The organism is Flavobacterium sp. ZE23DGlu08 (assembly GCF_030505335.1).
In the GTDB taxonomy this organism is placed as follows: domain Bacteria; phylum Bacteroidota; class Bacteroidia; order Flavobacteriales; family Flavobacteriaceae; genus Flavobacterium; species Flavobacterium algoritolerans.
In genome coordinates, this window is the sequence record NZ_CP130045.1 from 3,631,175 (window position 1) to 3,649,841 (window position 18,667).

General features: G+C 32.0%; 22 protein-coding genes and 1 tRNA gene. 17 read left to right on the forward strand and 6 right to left on the reverse strand.

The features are described from left to right. The first annotated feature begins 7 nt into the window (after window positions 1–7). The 6 genes from Q1W72_RS15800 to Q1W72_RS15825 all read left to right on the forward strand — a co-directional run bounded on the left by Q1W72_RS15800 (window position 8) and on the right by Q1W72_RS15825 (window position 7,017). Window positions 8–1,345 (forward strand): vanadium-dependent haloperoxidase, encoded by a 1,338-nt coding sequence (locus Q1W72_RS15800; RefSeq protein ID WP_302136351.1) that lies wholly within the window; start codon window positions 8–10, stop codon window positions 1,343–1,345. Window positions 1,346–1,699: 354 nt separating this feature from the next. Next, the gene (locus Q1W72_RS15805) at window positions 1,700–2,995 is read left to right on the forward strand and encodes a site-specific integrase (RefSeq protein WP_302136353.1); all 1,296 of its coding nucleotides are present in this window, start codon (window positions 1,700–1,702) and stop codon (window positions 2,993–2,995) included. Window positions 2,996–3,052: 57 nt separating this feature from the next. Beyond that, window positions 3,053–3,805, forward strand: a complete 753-nt coding sequence (locus tag Q1W72_RS15810) for a hypothetical protein (protein WP_302136355.1) — start codon at window positions 3,053–3,055, stop codon at window positions 3,803–3,805. 99 nt (window positions 3,806–3,904) lie between these two features. Continuing rightward, window positions 3,905–4,198, forward strand: coding sequence for a helix-turn-helix domain-containing protein (locus Q1W72_RS15815; RefSeq protein WP_302136357.1), 294 nt, complete (start codon window positions 3,905–3,907; stop codon window positions 4,196–4,198). A 5-nt stretch (window positions 4,199–4,203) separates the two neighbouring features. Beyond that, window positions 4,204–5,814 (forward strand): phage/plasmid primase, P4 family, encoded by a 1,611-nt coding sequence (locus Q1W72_RS15820; RefSeq protein ID WP_302136360.1) that lies wholly within the window; start codon window positions 4,204–4,206, stop codon window positions 5,812–5,814. 111 nt (window positions 5,815–5,925) lie between these two features. Beyond that, window positions 5,926–7,017, forward strand: a complete 1,092-nt coding sequence (locus Q1W72_RS15825) for a DUF6371 domain-containing protein (RefSeq protein WP_302136361.1) — start codon at window positions 5,926–5,928, stop codon at window positions 7,015–7,017. Window positions 7,018–7,033: 16 nt separating this feature from the next. On the opposite strand, the gene Q1W72_RS15830 is transcribed toward Q1W72_RS15825, so the two are convergent. Next, on the reverse strand, window positions 7,034–7,267 hold the full coding sequence (locus Q1W72_RS15830) for a helix-turn-helix domain-containing protein (protein ID WP_302136363.1): 234 nt from the start codon (window positions 7,265–7,267) through the stop codon (window positions 7,034–7,036). A gap of 79 nt (window positions 7,268–7,346) precedes the next feature. On the opposite strand from Q1W72_RS15830, the gene Q1W72_RS15835 reads away from it, so the two are divergent. From Q1W72_RS15835 to Q1W72_RS15855, 5 genes are all read left to right on the forward strand, one after another. Next, window positions 7,347–7,829 (forward strand): hypothetical protein, encoded by a 483-nt coding sequence (locus tag Q1W72_RS15835; RefSeq protein ID WP_302136365.1) that lies wholly within the window; start codon window positions 7,347–7,349, stop codon window positions 7,827–7,829. Window positions 7,830–7,886: 57 nt separating this feature from the next. Then, a complete protein-coding gene (locus Q1W72_RS15840; RefSeq protein WP_302136366.1) occupies window positions 7,887–8,672 on the forward strand; it encodes a hypothetical protein in 786 nt (261 codons plus the stop codon). 96 nt (window positions 8,673–8,768) lie between these two features. Next, window positions 8,769–9,113 carry a hypothetical protein gene (locus tag Q1W72_RS15845; RefSeq protein WP_302136367.1) on the forward strand — a complete coding sequence of 115 codons (345 nt, stop codon included), beginning with the start codon at window positions 8,769–8,771 and terminating at the stop codon, window positions 9,111–9,113. Window positions 9,114–9,119: 6 nt separating this feature from the next. Beyond that, window positions 9,120–9,341, forward strand: coding sequence for a hypothetical protein (locus Q1W72_RS15850; protein WP_302136369.1), 222 nt, complete (start codon window positions 9,120–9,122; stop codon window positions 9,339–9,341). A 171-nt stretch (window positions 9,342–9,512) separates the two neighbouring features. Next, entirely contained in the window at window positions 9,513–9,830 is a 318-nt protein-coding gene (locus tag Q1W72_RS15855) for a hypothetical protein (protein ID WP_302136370.1), read from the forward strand. Window positions 9,831–10,065: 235 nt separating this feature from the next. Here the strand turns inward: Q1W72_RS15855 and Q1W72_RS15860 are convergent. Then, window positions 10,066–10,139 (reverse strand) — tRNA-Arg (locus Q1W72_RS15860). A 70-nt stretch (window positions 10,140–10,209) separates the two neighbouring features. Here Q1W72_RS15860 and Q1W72_RS15865 point away from each other — a divergent pair. Next, a complete protein-coding gene (locus tag Q1W72_RS15865) occupies window positions 10,210–10,722 on the forward strand; it encodes an adenine phosphoribosyltransferase (protein ID WP_099715253.1) in 513 nt (170 codons plus the stop codon). Here the strand turns inward: Q1W72_RS15865 and Q1W72_RS15870 are convergent. The 4 genes from Q1W72_RS15870 to Q1W72_RS15885 all read right to left on the reverse strand — a co-directional run bounded on the left by Q1W72_RS15870 (window position 10,719) and on the right by Q1W72_RS15885 (window position 14,593). Beyond that, a complete protein-coding gene (locus Q1W72_RS15870; RefSeq protein ID WP_302136373.1) occupies window positions 10,719–10,859 on the reverse strand; it encodes an SsrA-binding protein in 141 nt (46 codons plus the stop codon). The two genes, Q1W72_RS15865 and Q1W72_RS15870, sit on opposite strands and share 4 nt — an antisense overlap. Before the next feature lie 75 nt (window positions 10,860–10,934). Further along, the gene (locus Q1W72_RS15875) at window positions 10,935–12,818 is read right to left on the reverse strand and encodes a M56 family metallopeptidase (protein ID WP_302136375.1); all 1,884 of its coding nucleotides are present in this window, start codon (window positions 12,816–12,818) and stop codon (window positions 10,935–10,937) included. A 43-nt stretch (window positions 12,819–12,861) separates the two neighbouring features. Next, window positions 12,862–13,230 (reverse strand): BlaI/MecI/CopY family transcriptional regulator, encoded by a 369-nt coding sequence (locus tag Q1W72_RS15880; protein WP_099715255.1) that lies wholly within the window; start codon window positions 13,228–13,230, stop codon window positions 12,862–12,864. 145 nt (window positions 13,231–13,375) lie between these two features. Continuing rightward, on the reverse strand, window positions 13,376–14,593 hold the full coding sequence (locus tag Q1W72_RS15885) for an MFS transporter (RefSeq protein ID WP_099715256.1): 1,218 nt from the start codon (window positions 14,591–14,593) through the stop codon (window positions 13,376–13,378). 281 nt (window positions 14,594–14,874) lie between these two features. Between Q1W72_RS15885 and Q1W72_RS15890 the strand changes: the two genes are divergently transcribed. The 5 genes from Q1W72_RS15890 to Q1W72_RS15910 all read left to right on the forward strand — a co-directional run bounded on the left by Q1W72_RS15890 (window position 14,875) and on the right by Q1W72_RS15910 (window position 18,561). Beyond that, window positions 14,875–15,477: a DUF1684 domain-containing protein gene (locus tag Q1W72_RS15890; RefSeq protein ID WP_099715257.1), complete on the forward strand. Its 603-nt coding sequence runs from the start codon at window positions 14,875–14,877 to the stop codon at window positions 15,475–15,477. Continuing rightward, window positions 15,477–16,130, forward strand: a complete 654-nt coding sequence (locus Q1W72_RS15895) for a TatD family hydrolase (RefSeq protein WP_099715258.1) — start codon at window positions 15,477–15,479, stop codon at window positions 16,128–16,130. Before Q1W72_RS15890 ends, Q1W72_RS15895 begins: the two co-directional genes overlap by 1 nt. A 79-nt stretch (window positions 16,131–16,209) precedes the next feature. After that, window positions 16,210–16,923: a ThiF family adenylyltransferase gene (locus Q1W72_RS15900; protein WP_099715259.1), complete on the forward strand. Its 714-nt coding sequence runs from the start codon at window positions 16,210–16,212 to the stop codon at window positions 16,921–16,923. A gap of 66 nt (window positions 16,924–16,989) precedes the next feature. Then, complete coding sequence (locus tag Q1W72_RS15905) at window positions 16,990–17,664, forward strand: HAD family phosphatase (protein ID WP_099715260.1); 675 nt, start codon at window positions 16,990–16,992, stop codon at window positions 17,662–17,664. A 51-nt stretch (window positions 17,665–17,715) separates the two neighbouring features. Then, window positions 17,716–18,561, forward strand: coding sequence for a DUF2911 domain-containing protein (locus Q1W72_RS15910; protein ID WP_099715261.1), 846 nt, complete (start codon window positions 17,716–17,718; stop codon window positions 18,559–18,561). Window positions 18,562–18,667 lie beyond the last annotated feature (106 nt).

Sequence of the window (18,667 nt, forward strand, 5' to 3'; positions counted from 1 at the left end):
AATCCCTATGAGAAAAATCTATATCGTTCTATTTGCCATTTTTACAGGGAGTATATTATATTCCCAAAATTCAGCGCAATTCACTTCAAAAGACTATGTTTCTTCTTTAAAAAAAGTAACCGATTTGATGGTCAATGATGTTGCGTCACCGGTAGCAGCAGCAAGGTATTATGCTTATGTTACTCTTGCTTCAAATGAAGTGACGTCATTGTTTCAAGTACCTGCAAATTCTTTTTCTAAATCGCTCCGACACTATCAAAAACTGCAAGTTTCAGATACGCTAATTGCCAAAAGTAATGCTTCTTTTGCCACCATATTTACCGTTTTTAAAATGGCGGAAAAATTGTTGCCATCGGGTTCTAAGTTCGCTATCGATGCCGATTCTTTAACGCATTTGGCCATAAAAAAAGGAATTCCTATAGCTCAGGTCGAAAATACCTCTAAGTTGGTTCAAATTGCTGTCAATCAAATGATGCAGTATGTAAAAGCTGATGGTTTCAGTAAGCTCAGCAGTTATAAAAAATACACTCCCTTAGTCGGAGATGGTCATTGGCAACCTACAGCTCCCGGATACATGCAGGCTTTGGAGCCACAATGGTATCGAGTGAGAACCTTTTTACTAGATTCGTCACAGCAATTTAAGCCAAAAGCACCCGCTGCTTTTGATATTAACAAGACGTCTTCTTTTTACAAACAAATGTTTGAGGTTTATACCATTGTAAACCAGTTGACAAAAAAAGAAAAAGCAATTGCCAGTTTTTGGGATTGTAACCCTTTTACTTTACAGCAGATTGGGCATGTTGAATTTGGTTTGAAAAAGATTTCTCCCGGAGGACATTGGATAGGAATTACCGGTATTGCTTGTTTAAAAAAGGAAACCACTTTACAACAAACTGTTTTTATTCATACAGCGGTTGCTTTAACGTTGTCTGATGCATTTATTTCTTGTTGGGATGAAAAGTATAGAAGTAATAGAATAAGGCCTGAAACAGCAATCAATAAATGGATTGATATTCGATGGCGATCATTATTGCAAACGCCTCCTTTTCCCGAATATACTTCTGGGCACAGCGTAATCTCAACTGCCGCCGCTACAATACTCACTCAAATTTTAGGTGATAATTTTTCTTTTACAGACAAAACAGAGATTGAATTTGGTTTACCTGAACGAAAATTCAAATCCTTTTTGCAAGCATCACAAGAAGCTGCCATTTCCAGATTATATGGAGGAATTCATTACAGGGATGCTATTGAAAACGGCGTTTTACAGGGAGAACAAATAGGGAAGTACATTGGTCAAAAAATATTAAAATCCAATGATGGGAGTTTTACCTTTAAAAATTAATTAGCATACTATTTATATCTTTTTCCAAAATAAAATTATGGATATGATTTCATTTTGGCTTGATTGATATAGTAGGGATTTTATAAAGCATAAAAAAACGCAACACCTTTATTTATTGGGTATTGCGTTATTTTTTTATTTAAATTTGTGACCTTGACTGAACCACAAACGTTGCAATCGTTTAAAATTAATTACACTTTTATTATTGCAAACATACCAATAAATTCTATGATTACAGGGGTTTGCGAAAAATAGATTTATTTAATAGATTGTTTTAAAATGCAACTAATTGTATTTAATCGTACGGTTATCGTACAAATTGAGTATTTTTGTATTGTTCAAAATTTCAATACTATGGCAACAGTTAATTTTTTATATCGTTCTACTAAAGACAAAGCAAATTTGCAAATAAGATTACTTTACCGTTTCAATGATACTGATTTTGTCTTTGGAGCAAATACAAAGTTTGAAACTACAAAAGACTACTGGAGCAAAGACCATAAAAGAAAGTCAAGGGATATAATTTTAACCAACAAACAGACCGAAGTTAATACGGAACTTAATAAAATTGAAAACCACGTTTTAAACTCTTTCAATGCGTTCAGTCCTTATGCAATAAATAAAGACTGGCTACAAAACGAAATTGATCATTATTACAACCCACCACAGGAAGCCGAACCTTTACCCAAAGGACTTTTAAAGTATTTTGAATATTTTATTGAGTGCAAAAAAAATGAAATTACAAACGGTACATTAAAAAAGTATAATGTTTCTAAACATTTATTGCAACGGTACGAACTGGAGAAAAAAACAGCAATTCAGATAATTGATGTAAATGACAAATTCAGATTAGATTTTGAAAAATATTGTTTAAAGCATAATTACGCCCCAAACACAATTTCAAAAGATTTAAGGACTTTAAAAACTGTTTGCAATCATGCCAAACATAACGGGATAAAAACTAGCCACCAATTAGAAACAATTAAAACCCCGAACTATAAAACAGAAAAAATTTACTTAACCTTTGAGGAACTTGTAAAGATTGAAAGCATAGATAAAAGACGGTTAAATGATAATTATGACAATGCTAAAGACTGGTTAATTATTAGTTGCTATACGGGGCAAAGAATTAGCGATTTCATGCGTTTTACAAAAGATATGATACGTTATGAGAAAAACAAAGACGGGGTTTTAAAGCCGTTTATTGAGTTTACTCAAGTTAAGACTGATAAAATTATGACCGTTGCATTACACCCGAAAGTTATTGAGATACTGGAGAAAAGAAACGGTAATTTCCCAAAGGTAATTTCAGACCCCAAATATAATTTGTATATAAAGCAAGTTTGCAGAATTGCCAAAATTACCGAAAAGATAAAAGGCAGTAAATTAAATGACCTTAAAAAAGATGAAGAAGAAAAGAAAAGTAAAAAAGATGATGTTAAGCAATACCGTAAAGAATCGGGAATGTTTCCAAAGTGGGAATTGATAACCTCACATATTGGAAGACGTTCTTTTGCTACTAATTTTTACGGAACAATCCCAACAACCTATTTAATGAATGTAACAGGACATAGCACCGAAGTAATGTTCTTAAATTATTTGGGTAAAAGTAATAAGGATTTAGCAATGGGAATAACTAGCTACTTTTAACAAAAATAAAAGTTTTATTTTAGGTGCATATTTTACACTTTTTACACGAATACAAAAATGAATTACTTAGAAATAATATTACGAGGTTACTATAACGAAAACGACAGAAAATTTTTGAATAAATATTTTATACGTGAATGCGAAAAAGCAAAAAAAGAACATTACGATTTAGAGGAATTTTTTAATGTTTTAACAAATGGTATTGAACTATTAAAAAGAGAAATTCAAGACCGCTTATATAAAAGGCAACACGAACTATATCTTATACAAGATAACGGTAATGAGGAATATATTGAGTATTGCGAAAATGAGTTATCGACATTAAGTTTTGAAAAATTCCCAATAAATTTATTACTTCTTACAAATGATAAATTTAGAGGAAATTTATATTATAGCGAAGTTTTATTTATAGATGAAAAAATTAATGAAGCACAAAAAGAATTAAACCAACCTCAACAAACCCAAGACCACGAAAGCGTTAGCAATTATGAGGTTTATAAAACTCAAAATTTATTCAAAGTAGGATTATTATTTGCAAAAGGCGAATTGAATAAATATTTTACGGTAAATGCTAAAAAGACGACTGTAATGAACGAGGGATATAGTGCGCCAAAAATAGCAAACGAATTAGGTAATGTCAGTTTTAACAAATGGGTTTTAGCCACAATAAACAATTACCCAACCGACAATGTAAACGGTAATAAAAACGTTTTTAATTCATTGGAAATGATGACTAAAATTATTGACCATTGCAAAGCTAACAATTTAGCTATTGACCCGTATTTTATAAACCGTTTACCTATTGATTAAACCTAATACAAAAAACAGTACTGAAACGGTACGAGTACTGCAAACAGTACCAACCCAATAAATCAATATTTGCCTATCAATATTAAATGATATGGCATTATGGAAACAAACTCAATCTTACTTCAAAATTTAAGTACCGACCAATTAACGGACTTAATCGGAAATGTATTTGATACCAAACTCAAAGCATTTCAAGAAAACCAAAACACCAAAACCAAAACCGAAAACGATGACCTGATGACGCGGGAACAGGTTTTGGAACTACTACAAATTAACGCTTCGACCTTGTGGCACTGGCAAAATAAAGGGCGTATTACAGTCTATAAGTTTGCAAATAAATGCTATTACAAGCGTTCAGAGTTAATGACTTCTATAACACCATTAAATAAATAAGCCGTATGAATAGCAAAGACACTATAACACACGGATTGAATACTTTAGATGGTAAAGATAAACTAAAAGACCTAATTACTAAAGACGTTAATCTATTAACTGATAGTATCGAAATAGTTAAAAATTCTACTGATGACATTTTACAGGAACTTATAAATAGTATCGGAATAATAGATTTTCAAATATTAGCATTTCCCGAGAGTGAAAATTTACAAAAAGAGTATGCAAAACTTAAAAACGAATTATTTGGAGAGTCGCCAATTTATACAGACAGTCAAAGTAGTGAATACAAAGAAGTTTTTAAGCAATGGCAGAAAGTTAGTAAGGAATTAAGTAAATGTAAACTCACTAAAGACCATTATTTAATCCTTTGTATTGAGCAACTTCTTAAAATTGCTATTGCTAATAAATGGGGATTGTGTAAAAAGAACGGTTTTATTTATTTGTACAATGGTAGTTACTGGAGCGAAATAGACAAAGAGCGTTTTCAATCTTTTTTGGGTAATGTCGCCTTAAAAATGGGAGTTGAAAAATTCAAAGCTAAAATTCACACGTTCAAAGAAGAGTTGTTTAAACAATTTATGGCAGAATCTTATTTGCCTACACCCAAAGGCATAAAGGATTGTATTTTAATCAATTTGCTTAACGGTACTTTTGAGATAACGCCAACAAAAAGAGGTTTAAGAAACTTTGAGCAAAAAGATTTTATTACCCACCAATTACCGTTTGAATATGACCCCGAAAAAACCTCCCCAATGTATCAAAAGTATTTGGATGAGGTTTTGCCCGACAAAGACAAACAAAGAGTATTTGCGGAATATTGCGGTTATATTTTTATCAAACCTAGTGTTTTAAAACTTGAAAAAATGTTAATCCTTTTCGGAACTGGAGCAAATGGCAAAAGTGTATTTTTTGAGATACTTAACGCCCTTTTGGGAACTGAAAACATAAGCAACTATTCATTACAAAGTCTTACTAATGATAACGGTTATTTTCGTGCCAAAATAGGCAATAAACTGGTAAACTATGCAAGTGAAATAAACGGCAAACTGGAAACTGATATTTTTAAACAAATGGCAAGTGGCGAACCAATAGAAGCACGTTTACCTTATGGTGACCCTTTCATATTGACGGAATACGCAAAGTTAATATTCAATTGTAATGAATTGCCAAAAGACGTGGAGCATACAAACGCTTATTTCAGACGGTTTATGATTATTGGTTTTGATGTTACTATTCCTGAAGATAAACAAGATAAACAACTACCAAATAAAATAATTCAAAACGAACTATCGGGAGTATTCAACTGGATTTTGCAAGGGCTTGACAGGGTAATGGAGCAAAAACATTTCAGTAAATGCGAAGCCGTGGACAACGCCCGAAGCGATTACGAAAAGCAAAGTGATAGTGTTCAATTGTTCATTACTGAAATGGAATATAAGACCTCCACTACTGAATATATTTTGATTTCGGAATTATACCCAAGATATAAAACTTTTTGCATTGAAGACGGTTACAGACCAGTAGGGAAGACCAAATTTATACAGCGATTGAATCATTATAAAATATTTGTCAATCGTATAAACGTGGGTAATGTGGCTTATTTGACTAATTAACGCAAAAAAAAGATTGTTTTTGAGGTGCATATTTTACACTTCTTACACTACTGTAAAAATCAAAAGTGCAAAACGTGTAAAATGTGCGTCCAAAACAAAACATTTATTTTTATGGAACAATATAAGTACACCCTCGATAAAAGCAGTAAAAAACATATTTGCCACAACTGTAACAAACGAACCTTTGTTTTGTATGTGGACAATGAAACTGGTAACTATTTAACTGATGACTTTGGAAAATGCGACCGCTCGACAAATTGCGGTTTGCACAAAGCACCACCAAAAGGCAAAAAGGCTTTTAATATTCCTTTTTTGCTATTGAAAAGTATTTCACATAAAGCACACAAATTGACTGATATAAACGGTATTATTTCGATAGTACCAAACTCACAAATACTAGAGCAAACAAAAAATGATTGTTGGATTTCGGAATGGTATTTAAAAAATAGTCTTATTCCATATTTGGCAAACGAAAGCAAATATTTTAATACTGATGAAATAGGTTTTGTAAATGTAATTACAACCAAAGAACCACCGCCCGAGATTGTTCCAAGTTTTCACAGTTTGGAATTATTAGACAATATGTATTTTGAAAAGCCACAAATTGACAATTTAACCGAGTTTCTAAAAATCCATTTTTCAAAAGATGAGGTTTTCAAAGCAACCCAAGATTATTTTATAACTGGAACAAACCATTTTTGGAGCAACTCAACGGCATTTTGGCAAATTGATGACAAAGAGAAAATTCACGCTTGTAAAATTATGCAATACGATAGGCATACAGGCAAAAGAATTAAAAAGCCTTACAATCATATAAACTGGCTACATAATGCAGTCAAAGAGCCTGATTTTAATTTACAGCAATGTTTGTTTGGGTTGCATCGAGTTAATGAAGACTATCATAAGACTATTGCAATTGTCGAAAGCGAAAAGACCGCAATAATAATGAGCCTTTTTATTCCTGAATTTATTTGGATTGCCACAGGAAGTAAACAAAATTTAAAGTTTGAATTATTGAAACCTATCAAAAAAAGAAACATTGTTTTGTTTCCTGACAAAGGGGAGTATTTCAACTGGTTAAATAAAGCCACCGAGATAAACACTTTAGGTTTTAAAATTGCAGTTAGTGAATTGATTGAGCAAACCGATTTTGAAAACGGTTTTGATTTAGCAGATTATTATTTACAATCTATCCCGAATTAAAAGCAAAAAATAATAGTTATTGTTTTATAGAAAAATTCAATAACTCTTTGGGTTCAATCTGTAAAGCGTTGGCGATTTTTACTAAAGTTCGTACCGTTGTATTTACTTTTGCTCTTTCAATTCTAGCAATTTGAGATTTTGGAATACTACAATCATTTGCTAAATCTTGTTGAGATAGATTTTTCTTTTCACGCAATTGTCTTATGTGAACCCCAAGATTTATAATAAAAGTTTCTTCTGAAATATCCATATTTCAAAAGTCACAAGATTTAATTTTTAGTTGAACGCATAAATGCCTATGATTTGTTATATTTGAAAAAAAACAACAAATGAGAAAAATGCTATTAATAACTGTACTATTCTTTAGTACAATAGGATTTGCGCAAAACAAGAACTTTGTAATTGAAGACAAGTTAATTGTATGGAAATTGATATATCAGGATTCTACAAACATTTCAGAATTAAAAAATAATCCACGATTAGAATTCAGCACCGATTCGACTGGATTTATTAAAAAAACTAATTTCGAAGACAAAAAACTTAATCAGTTGACTGGAGAATTTAAAGTTGAATCTAAAAAAGGAAAATACCGTGTTTCTGTATTTAATATTAAATTCTTTGTAGAGCCAGTTGGTTTATATTCTGGTGGTATTGCAATGCAAACAATTTCGGAATTCACAATTGAGAAGTCTTTATTAAAAAAGAATGGAACAATTAGAGAATCATCATTTGGATATAATTTGACTGAAACATTGAATCCGCATTTATTAGAATTATTTACGATTAAGAAATTAATTAAATCAGAATGGTAAAATAAAAAAACTAATTCTAACTGAATATGTATCCCTCAATTTAAAACTAACATTCCTATGGAAATTTTAAAATGGCTTTTTGGTAAGAAAAATGAAAACGTTAAAGAAATAGAGAGTCAAGAAAATAATAATTTCAAAATTACAAAAGGGGAAATTGAACCTGAAGCAATATGCCCATATTGTAAAACTGTATTGAAGAAATTCCCACTTAGAAAGACCAAATGTTTTAATTGTGGAGAAAATATTTATATTTTAAAATTCAACAATTACAAAGAGAAAAAACTTATTACGGAAGATGAAAAACTAAAATATGAAACTGAGCAAAAAAGAATAAGTTTTAGGAATAGATGGTTGACCGATTTACAAAGATTTGGAATAAATGAGTATAATTTTAATGAAAGAAAAGAACAGTTTTTTAAAAAATCCGGAATACAAAATAATGACAATGATGTTATTTGGTCATTCTTTAATGAGTTAGTATATAAAAATCATAGTAATTTCAATCAATTACAGATGCTATATTATTCGATGGCTTTGTTTGTGCATGAAGAGGGAAAAGATAATTTTTATTTGTTAAAAGAATGTGCGAAAGCATCGTTAAATAGAATCCAACTAGAAACTGATTTAACAAGCAATTTAGTTTTTATGGTAACAGTTGTTGCGGGTTCAAACTCTTGTGACATCTGCAAAAAATCAAATGGGATACAAATGACTATTGCGGATGCTTTTAAAATAATGCCGATTCCATGTAAAGAATGCAATCATTCTATTGGTTTTTGTAGATGCTTTTATTGTGCTGTAACCAGTCGAGATAGTGAGGGAATGTTGATACTTAAGAAATGAGTTGTTTTTAATGATATTAAAAAATCTTACAATGAGGAAAACCGTAAATAAAGTTTCTTCTGATAGGTTAACATTGTATAATTAATTATAGGAAAAATGAAAAGAATATTAACTCTATTAACATTGTCGGTTGTTTTGTTTTCGTGTAAGGATTCAGAAAAGAAAAATCAACCTAATGAAATTGTAAAAACTGAAACTAAAATTGACTCCAGTAAAATTATGAAACAAGAAGCTATAAGACTGCTAAATGAAGCAGATGGTTGGGTAAAAAAAGGAGTAATGAAAGAAGTATCCACTTCAAAAGTTAATGAGAATATTAATCCGTTAATGAAGAAATTTGAAGCAATCCTTTCTAAGTTGGATAAAAAAGATTCTTTAGCCGTGCAAGAATATAGGATTAAGCAGATTAATAAAATGATTGATTTACAAATGCAACAATAAAACAAAATGAAAAAATTATTATTATTATTAGCTTTAAATTTAACTCTATTGTCTTGTTCTGATGACGAACAAAAAAATGAGCAATGTGGTACAATTGTTCTAATTCACGAAAACCAATCAAAGTCAGGTTTTACAATTCAAGTTAAGACTGATACAGGATACTATTTTACTTATGACGATATTATGAATAAGCCAGTTATGGGAAGTGAATATTGTAGAAATAATTAAGGATTGAATTTACTAAGAATTAAAAAAAAACAAAAAGGCGAACCAATTAAGGAACGCCTTTTTTTGTTCAAATAGTCAAACCACAGGCAATGCGGTAAGCAGTTACAAATATAAACTAAATTACGTATTTTTGTTATATGTTTAATCTAAAGTAGTTTAAAATAGTTACAAATGGCAAATACAACAAAGCAAAAATTTGGCGGGCAAACCAAAGGAACGACAAACAAAACCACAGCAGAATTAAGAGAAAAGTTTTCTTTGTTGTTGGAAAGTAATTTTGATAAACTTCAAAAAGATATTGATTTACTCGAACCTAAAGACAGAATTAAAACTATTTTAGAACTTGCAAAGTTTGTCGTGCCTACACTAAGAGCCGTAGAGTTAAGTACAGAAGACGGAAACGGATTTAATACAGTGATAAACTTAGGAAGTGGAATAAGTCCTGAAGAAATAAGATACATTCAAGCTGAACTGGAAGCAAAGTATTAAAAATGTAAAATAGTTATGGTACTATTATTAAATTAAAACCCTGTTACAGTAAAATGTTATCGGGGTTTTTATTTAGTGTAAAAAGTGTAAAATGTGAACCCAAAACAAAACATTTATTTTTGTTGAAAAGGTGCTTTTTAAGGGAACTTTTAATCCACAATACAAAAATCGTACAAATTAAGAAATAAAAAATCCTTAAACTCCTGATTAACAGTGTGTTTAAGGATTTTTTTAGTGACCTTGACTGGATTCAAACCAGTAACCTCTTGAGCCGTAATCAAGTGCGCTATTCAGTTGCGCCACAAGGCCTTTATGCGGGTGCAAATATAGGCATAATTGTGTAATTTGCAAGTCTAAATTTATAAAAAAATAAAAAAATATGCCACTAAAGAATTATATACGTGATATTCAGGGATTTCCTAAAGAAGGAATTTTGTTTAAAGACATAACTCCGTTGCTAATTGAGCCTGAAGCAAGGAATAAATGCCTTGAAATATTGGTTTCATCCTTAAAAGATAAAAAAATTGACAAGGTAATAGGAGTAGAGAGCCGTGGATTTTTCTTTGGGATGTTGATTGCACAGGAATTAAATGTTGGTTTTATTCCGGTTAGAAAACCTAACAAGTTGCCTTACGAAACAATTTCGGCAACGTATGATTTGGAATATGGAACCGATACTTTAGAAATTCATACCGATGCGATTCAAAAAGGAGACCGAATTCTTATTCACGACGATGTTTTGGCAACTGGAGGAACGGCGAAAGCAGTTTGTGAATTGGTAGAACGATTGGGTGGCGAAATCGTGCAATGCAATTTCCTTATGGAATTAGCTTTCTTGAATGGAAGGGCGAAAATCAAAGGGAATGAAATTTTTGCTGCGATTACGTATTAATCCAGCGCACGTGTGGTTACATAATACCTAAAACCAATAATTGTCATTTGCCATTTCTTGGCTTTCGCCAAATCCAACCGCTGTTTGGTAAAACTAGGTAAAATGACTTTGTTGATTTGTGCCAGGATTTTATACATACCGTTTTGTTTTGGACAAAGATATAAAAAAAGACGGTCTTGATTAGGACCGTCTTTTTTGGTTTTATGAGGATATTATTTTTTTCTTTCGCGTTCCAAGTTAGAATGGTATTCTTCCATTTGTTGTTCGTACACTTTCATTTTTTTCTCAAAAGCTTCCATTTCTTTATTGAATGGTTCCATTTTTTTATCAAATTCTCCCATTTGCTTATCGAAAGCTTCCATTTGAGGCTCCAATTTTTTCATTTTAGCCTCGTAGTCTTCCATTTTCTTTTCAAACTCTTTCCAAGCTTTTTTATCTCCTTTAATTGGGTCGCCTTTTGGTGCTTTTGGCGCTTTTGGAAATGCAGGAGGAGCTGGAGTTTTAATATTAAAAACTGGCGGTGTTGGAGGTGTTGGAGGAACTGGTAAATTTTTCTCTTGAGAATATTGGATTCCATTTTTGGTTATAATTCGGATAGTTTTACCATCTTTATTAACATCCATTCTCTCAATTGTACTTTGATCTAAACGGTCTAATTCATTTTGAGACACTTTTTCGTTGTTGATGTAAATGTCATTCTCGTTAATCATTTTCTTATGATTATTAGTAATGATTCGGATTTCCTGTTTGTCATCATTCTTATTGACATTCATGGTCGCAATTTCTTTAGGATCAATTTTATCTAAATCATCTTGACTTACTTTTTTGCCGTTGATAAAAATTTCTTTTTCAGTTACTGACGGTGCATTTGGAGCAATAACAATACTTTCTTGATTAATAATTGTTTCATCCGAACCAAAATTCACAGTAAGCATTCCATTATCGTCTTTAGATACTATAATTCCAAATTCATTTATTGCCTCAGTTCCTTTTGTTTCCATTTTCTGTGCAATTTCTTTTCCCTTTTTCAAATCAACTTTTATTGCGGTCAATTCGTTTTTGGAATTTCTTTTGATTCCGGAAAAAGTAGCAATTATGGCATAATTTTCTTTTAAATTGCTAGATTTTTCTTTTAATTCCTCATCAGTAGTATTTTTATTTATTTTGTAAACATCCACTGATTTTTCATTTGCCTTTATGATTTCTGTTGTTGCTTGGACAGCTGTTTTCTCCTGTGCAATTACATTTACTTGGAAAAGTATCACAAATGCCACTAAAGCGGGAATTATTAATACATACTTCCAAGAATTCGATTTTTTTGATTGATTTTTGTTTAACATAACGATTCGTTTTTTGATTAATGATTGATAAAAATGATTGGTAATGGCAACACAATTCTCGTGTGTTGTTATTTTTAAAAGTGTAAACTGATACGCTTTTTTGTCGGATATATTTTTCGTGGCTTCGTTATCGGCAATGAATTCCAGGTTTTGTAAAATCGCTTTTTTATACAACCAAATTAACGGATTGAACCAAAAAAGAATACAAAATAGTCTTGAAATCAATACGTCTACAGTATGATTTTGATCGCTATGCACTTTTTCGTGTTCCAAAATATTTTCTAATTCGGAGCTGCTGTATAAGGACGAGTTGTAAACGATAGTATTAAAATAAGAAAATGGAGCAACGTTTTCTGTGGTATCGATAAATTTAAAATCAGCTTGATTTTGGATGGTTTTTCCTTTCAAAACGGTATTTAAACTATAAAAATCGAACACAAATTTTCCCAGAAATAAAATTATTCCAATTGCGTATGTAATTCCAAAAATTATATACCAATTGATTTCAAAAGTTTCGTTTTCGATACTATTTGTTACAGGAATTCTTGACCAATCAATATTCTTGGAGCTTGATTCTACCATTATTATTTTGGTATAAACCACTAACGGCAAAACCGCAGAAGTGAATAAACCCAATAAGAGAAACCAACGATTACTCGTGAAAAAGGTTTCTTTTCGCAACATAAAATAATAAGCCAAATAAAACAGTGCGATCAACCCACTGGATTTGATAAGGTAAATGTATAATGCTTCCATACGATTCTTGATTTTATTCTGGAGTTGTTTTTTTTAAGAAGGATTATTTTTCTTCTTTTTGAGTTTCTATCATTGCCAAAATCTCACGTAATTCGGCCGCAGAAATTTTCTCTTCTTTGGCAAAATGGGAGACCATGTTTTTATAGGAGCTGTTAAAATAATTATCGATTGCCGTGTTCATGAAGCGTTTTCTATAGTCTTCTAAACTCACGATAGGATAGTATTGGTGCGTGTTCCCAAAGGCATTGTGCGATACAAAACCTTTTTCTTCCAGATTGCGCACAATAGTAGAAAGCGTGTTGTAATGGGGTTGCTCTTCTGTGATTTCTGCCATGACTTCTTTTACGAATGCTTTTTTGAGCTTCCATAAAATGTGCATGATTTCTTCTTCTTTGTTCGTCAGTTTTTGCATGATTTTTTTATTTGAATCAAACTTACAACTATATTTTTAGTTACGCAACTAAAAATATAGTTAATTAACTAAAAAAACAGGTTTCATGCCAAAATCAAATTTGTTTTAGCATAAAATCATCAAAATCATACCTGTAAATAGGAAACTATTTGTTTTCCTGTTGGATTAATTTTTGCAACCAAATGCAACCGACAACCGAAAGAATTCCTAAACTTCCCATGACAAACCAATTGGTTTGGTAGCCAAATACTGCAATGATTTCCAGTCCGGTTTTGGAACTCGCAATATGCGCTAAGCTGAAACTCATTGTAAACAAAGCCATATAGCGACCTTCGTGACCTTTTGGTGCTCGGCTTAAAGCGAAAGAATTGGAGAAAGGAAAGATGAACATTTCTCCAAAAGTGATAAAAAGAATACTCACAATTAATATTCCAGCCCAAATATTAATCATTAAAACATAGAAACTAATAGACATTAGCAGCGAACCCCAAAGAATAATTTTGAGTTTATCGATGTTTTTTCTTTGGCTGATACTCACGATTGGCATTTCCAGAAAGAAAATCAACAGTCCGTTTAATGATAATAAAAGTCCGCTTTGAAATTCAGTCAGCCCAAATTTTTCATTGTGATACAAGGGTAAAGTGGTAAAAAGTTGAAAGAAAAGCATTGCCGTTATAAAACAGATAAAGAGAAAAATCCAAAATATCTTGTCTTTGAAAACGGAAGCAGGTATTTCGGTTTCGCTATCTGCCGTATTCAAATCGGCTGGTTTTTTGCGTTCTTTTACCAATAATGTAAAAATCAAAATAGATACAATACAGGAACTTCCATCTACCCAGAATAATCCGCTGTAGCCTAAATTCATAATGATTAATCCTCCCAAAGCTGGTCCTGCAGTAAATCCTAAATTAACTGCTAATCGAACTAAAGTCAATGCTCTGGTACGGTTTTCAGGTTTTGCATACGTCCCAAGAGAAACAAACATAGCAGGACGAAACATATCGGCAACGGTCATAATGAAGAACATTGCAAAACACAATCCCCAAAAAGTTCGTACGTATTGTACTAAAAACAGCAATATTCCGCTGGTGAATAAGCTGAAAACCATGATTCTGTAAAAACCTATTTTATCGGATAATTTCCCGCCAAGCCAAGATCCTAACATAGAACCAAAACCAAAAGCAACCATAATCCATCCTACTTGAGCATAGGAAAAATTTAAATCTTCTTTTAAATATTTGGATAAAAAAGGCAAAACCATCGTACCGGCACGATTGATAAAAGTAATCAGCGTAAGAATCCAAACTTCTCTTGTAAATCCTCTGAAATTATTTATGTAGCGTTGAAAAGCAGTTTTGAGCATATCTAAAGTTATAATTTCACAAAGGTAGAAAACTTTGTACCGATGCGTCTTTGTGTCCTAGTAACTTTTAAACTATTTTTGCATAAAATTATATATGATTGTCCGCTAAGCAGACAAAAATTTTTATTTTATTTTTTTAACCATTAAGAGATTAAGGAAATTAAGTTTTTTATCCTTAATGAACCTTAACTTCTTAATGGTTCAAGAGAAAATAACTTTATTTTTTTAAGACCAACAAAATTTCGATTTTTATTAATAACGGATAGTCAAAAATTATAAATATGAGAACGCTATTTACTTTATTGCTTTTGGTACAATTGAATTTTGGCTTTGGCCAAGAACAATTTGACGTTTCGGCTGTGGCCAAATTTCAAAAGGAACTAAATACAGAATATGCGGATGCAAAGACAAGTCCTTTGACTGCAGAAGATTTAGCGGTTTTCAAAACACTTGATTTTTATCCTGTTGACGGGAAGTTTTTTGTGACAGCTACATTTGTCAGAACAGAAAACGAGAAGCCTTTTGAAATGAAAACGTCAACGGACAGGAAACCATTGTATGTAAAATATGGGGAACTTTCTTTTACAATTGATGGTCGGGATTTGAAATTGAATGTTTATAAAAACATTGAACTTTCCAAAAAAGAAGAATATAAAGACTATTTATTTCTGCCGTTTTCAGATTTGACTTCAGGCAAGGAAAGCTACATTGGCGGTAAATATATCGATTTAAGAATCCCAAAAGGAGATACGATTGTGATTGATTTCAATACATCATACAATCCGTATTGCGCTTATAATCATAAATATTCCTGTCCAAAAGTACCATTGGAAAACGATTTGAATATTGAAATAAAAGCTGGGGTTAAAAAGTTTCACGACTAATGGAATTCTTTAATCTGCATACGCATAAATGGACCAATCAGCCCAATGTGTTGGAATTAGTGAATCAATATCCACAGGAATTTGATGCCACAATTCCGTATTATTCCATCGGGATTCATCCATGGTTTATCGTTGAAGAACGACTAGAAGCTGATTTGGCGATAATCGAAAGTAAATTGCAAGAGACAAATTGTCTCGCTGTAGGCGAATGTGGATTGGATAAACGTATCGATATTCCAATGGAATTGCAACAGTTGGTTTTCGAAAAGCATTTGCTTTTGGCGCAGCAATATCAAAAACCAGTGGTGATACATTGCGTTGCGGCTTTTCAGGAATTGATTGCAATTAAGAAAAAGATGAATATTACGGTTCCAATTTTGATTCATGGGTTTTCCAAAAATGCTCAAGTTGCTAAACAATTACTGGACAATGGATTTCATATTTCGTTTGGAAAATATTTATTGCTAAATAAGGAATTAGAAACGGTTTTTAAAAGCGTTCCTGATAATCGATTTTTTTTGGAAACAGATACAGTTGAAGAGGGAATTGAGGCAGTTTATAAATTAGCTGCAAAATACAAAGGAGTTTCTGTCAAAGAAATACAGAAACTAGTGAGTAGTAATTTTTTGGAAGTATTCAATATTGAACTATAATTGATTTAAGAATGTAGATTAACGATTGTTGATTTCAGATTTTTGAGAGCAACAAACTATAAACAATAAACTAAAGAAAATGGCAGAATGGACAGAAAGAGCCGAACTTTTATTCAAAAAAGAAGGTTTAGATAATTTGAAAAATGCAAATGTATTGGTTGTAGGATTGGGCGGTGTTGGTTCTTTTGCAGCTGAATTTTTGGCAAGAGCAGGAGTGGGAACCATGACTATTGTTGATGGTGACGTAGTTGACATTACCAATATAAACCGACAATTGCCCGCTTTACATTCGACAGTAGGGCAACCTAAAGTGACTATTGTAGGTGATCGATTAATGGACATCAATCCAGAATTGAAATTGACTCGCGTACAGGAATTTCTTTCGCCTGAGCGTGCTTTCGAGATTGTTTCAGAGGAATTTGATTATGTTTTGGATTGTATTGATAGTGTGACTCCAAAGTTGAATTTGATTATTGGCGCCAAGCGAAAAAGAGTAAAAATCATCAGCAGTATGGGCGCTGGCGGGAAAATGGAAGCTTCTAAAGTGAAAGTGACGGATATTACCAATACCGTGAATTGTTACTTTGCTAAAACCATCAGAAGACGATTGAAAGAAGTGAAAATTGATAAATTGAAAGTGGTTTTTTCTTCTGAGATTCAGGACGAAACGAGTTTGAAAATGACTGATGGATCCAATTTCAAAAAATCATTTTATGGAACAAACAGTTATATGCCAGGGTTATTTGGTTTGTATGCCGCAGAAACCGTGATTCGCTATTTACTTAAAAAATAGGGATCAGAATTCAGTTCTAAAAAATAAACAGTCTTAAAATCTAAAAAGTTTAATAATCTAAAAAAAATGATACAAACCGTAATTTTTGACATGGATGGTGTAATTGTCGACACTGAACCCGTACACCGTTATGCTTATTTCAAACAATTCGAGGAATTAAATATTACTGTTACAGAGGAAATGTATACTTCATTTACCGGTTTTTCTACTCGAAATACGTTTCAGAAATTGAAAGAAGTTTTTGTGATTGAACAGGAAGTAGAGGATTTAATTCAAAGAAAACGGAACATCTTTAATGATGCTTTTGACAGTAAAGCTGATTTAGAATTACTGCAAGGTGTTGAAAATCTTATTAAAGAATTGCATCAAAATGGTATGCAGCTGATTCTGGCTTCTTCGGCATCCAAAGTTACTATTGAACGCGTGTTTAGCAGGTTTAAGTTACATGACTATTTTACGCATGTGGTAAGCGGAGAAGATTTTCCTAAATCGAAACCACATCCTGCTATTTTTGAACATGCAGCAAGTTTATCAATTGCTCCAAAAGAAAGCTGTATCGTCATTGAAGACAGCACGAATGGGATAAAAGCGGCGAAAGCTGCCGGAATTTTGTGTGTAGGTTACAACAGTATTCACTCTGAGGCGCAAGATTTATCAGAAGCAGATTTTGTTATTAATCATTTTAACGAATTAGGTTTTGATGCTGTTAAGAATATTGATTCTAAATTAAGGAATAATTAACATTTGAAAGCCACTGAATTTGTAAATTTGGAAATCATAAAAATTTAAAACATGAAAAAAATAATCATTGTATTTGCCATTATTATAGCAAATTTCACCATTGAGGCACAAGTGAAAACACCTCAGTCAAGTCCAAAATCGACAATCATGCAAGCCGTAGGTTTGACAGATGTTGAGATTAATTATTCAAGACCAAGCGCAAAAGGAAGAGCTGTTTTTGGTAACTTGATTCCTTTTGGAAAAGTATGGAGAACTGGAGCTAATGAAAATACAACCGTATCTTTTAGCGACGATGTTGTTATTGATGGTAAAACCTTGAAAAAAGGAAAATATTCTTTGTACACTATTCCAAAAATAGAAAGCTGGGAAATAATATTTTATAAAACTACTGATAACTGGGGGAATCCAGAAGAGTGGAAAGAAGAGAATGTGGCGCTTAGAGCTACTGTTAAACCAGAAACTTTGAATAAAAGTGTGGAAACTTTCACTATTGGAATTGGAGGTTTAGATAACAATTTTGCGTTTTTAGAAATATACTGGGAGAACTCATATGCAGCTGTAAAATTTGAAGTACCTACTCAACAAAAAGCCACAGCTAATATCGAGAAAGCATTAGCGGGACCAACTGGAGCAGATTATTTTTCTGCTGCTCAATTTTTGTTTCAATCGAATGGAGACAATGCAAAAGCATTGGTTTATGTAAACAAAGCGTTGGATATGTCTAAAGACAAACCATTTTGGTACAACAGATTGAAGTCACTGATTCAAGCTAAACTTGGAGATAAAAAAGGCGCTATCGAAACGGCTAAATTATCTCTTGCAGCGGCTGAAATTGCTAAAAACCAAGACTACGTAAAAATGAATAAAGATAGTATCGCAGAGTGGAGTAAAAACTAATTATTCTAACTGTTTTACAAAAAAATCCCGTCTTGATTATCGAGACGGGATTTTTTTTTGAACTTTTAGACTGTGTAATTTATTAGATGTTTGCGTATCAAGTATT

Excerpts from the sequence above, each read along its gene's own strand:
- Q1W72_RS15800 (WP_302136351.1), top strand. The coding sequence starts at position 8 with ATGAGAAAAATCTATATCGTTCTATTTGCCATTTTTACAGGGAGTATA.
- Q1W72_RS15805 (WP_302136353.1), top strand. The coding sequence starts at position 1,700 with ATGGCAACAGTTAATTTTTTATATCGTTCTACTAAAGACAAAGCAAAT.
- Q1W72_RS15810 (WP_302136355.1), top strand. The coding sequence starts at position 3,053 with ATGAATTACTTAGAAATAATATTACGAGGTTACTATAACGAAAACGAC.
- Q1W72_RS15815 (WP_302136357.1), top strand. The coding sequence starts at position 3,905 with ATGGAAACAAACTCAATCTTACTTCAAAATTTAAGTACCGACCAATTA.
- Q1W72_RS15820 (WP_302136360.1), top strand. The coding sequence starts at position 4,204 with ATGAATAGCAAAGACACTATAACACACGGATTGAATACTTTAGATGGT.
- Q1W72_RS15825 (WP_302136361.1), top strand. The coding sequence starts at position 5,926 with ATGGAACAATATAAGTACACCCTCGATAAAAGCAGTAAAAAACATATT.
- Q1W72_RS15830 (WP_302136363.1), bottom strand. The coding sequence starts at position 7,267 with ATGGATATTTCAGAAGAAACTTTTATTATAAATCTTGGGGTTCACATA.
- Q1W72_RS15835 (WP_302136365.1), top strand. The coding sequence starts at position 7,347 with ATGAGAAAAATGCTATTAATAACTGTACTATTCTTTAGTACAATAGGA.
- Q1W72_RS15840 (WP_302136366.1), top strand. The coding sequence starts at position 7,887 with ATGGAAATTTTAAAATGGCTTTTTGGTAAGAAAAATGAAAACGTTAAA.
- Q1W72_RS15845 (WP_302136367.1), top strand. The coding sequence starts at position 8,769 with ATGAAAAGAATATTAACTCTATTAACATTGTCGGTTGTTTTGTTTTCG.
- Q1W72_RS15850 (WP_302136369.1), top strand. The coding sequence starts at position 9,120 with ATGAAAAAATTATTATTATTATTAGCTTTAAATTTAACTCTATTGTCT.
- Q1W72_RS15855 (WP_302136370.1), top strand. The coding sequence starts at position 9,513 with ATGGCAAATACAACAAAGCAAAAATTTGGCGGGCAAACCAAAGGAACG.
- Q1W72_RS15865 (WP_099715253.1), top strand. The coding sequence starts at position 10,210 with ATGCCACTAAAGAATTATATACGTGATATTCAGGGATTTCCTAAAGAA.
- Q1W72_RS15870 (WP_302136373.1), bottom strand. The coding sequence starts at position 10,859 with ATGTATAAAATCCTGGCACAAATCAACAAAGTCATTTTACCTAGTTTT.
- Q1W72_RS15875 (WP_302136375.1), bottom strand. The coding sequence starts at position 12,818 with ATGGAAGCATTATACATTTACCTTATCAAATCCAGTGGGTTGATCGCA.
- Q1W72_RS15880 (WP_099715255.1), bottom strand. The coding sequence starts at position 13,230 with ATGCAAAAACTGACGAACAAAGAAGAAGAAATCATGCACATTTTATGG.
- Q1W72_RS15885 (WP_099715256.1), bottom strand. The coding sequence starts at position 14,593 with ATGCTCAAAACTGCTTTTCAACGCTACATAAATAATTTCAGAGGATTT.
- Q1W72_RS15890 (WP_099715257.1), top strand. The coding sequence starts at position 14,875 with ATGAGAACGCTATTTACTTTATTGCTTTTGGTACAATTGAATTTTGGC.
- Q1W72_RS15895 (WP_099715258.1), top strand. The coding sequence starts at position 15,477 with ATGGAATTCTTTAATCTGCATACGCATAAATGGACCAATCAGCCCAAT.
- Q1W72_RS15900 (WP_099715259.1), top strand. The coding sequence starts at position 16,210 with ATGGCAGAATGGACAGAAAGAGCCGAACTTTTATTCAAAAAAGAAGGT.
- Q1W72_RS15905 (WP_099715260.1), top strand. The coding sequence starts at position 16,990 with ATGATACAAACCGTAATTTTTGACATGGATGGTGTAATTGTCGACACT.
- Q1W72_RS15910 (WP_099715261.1), top strand. The coding sequence starts at position 17,716 with ATGAAAAAAATAATCATTGTATTTGCCATTATTATAGCAAATTTCACC.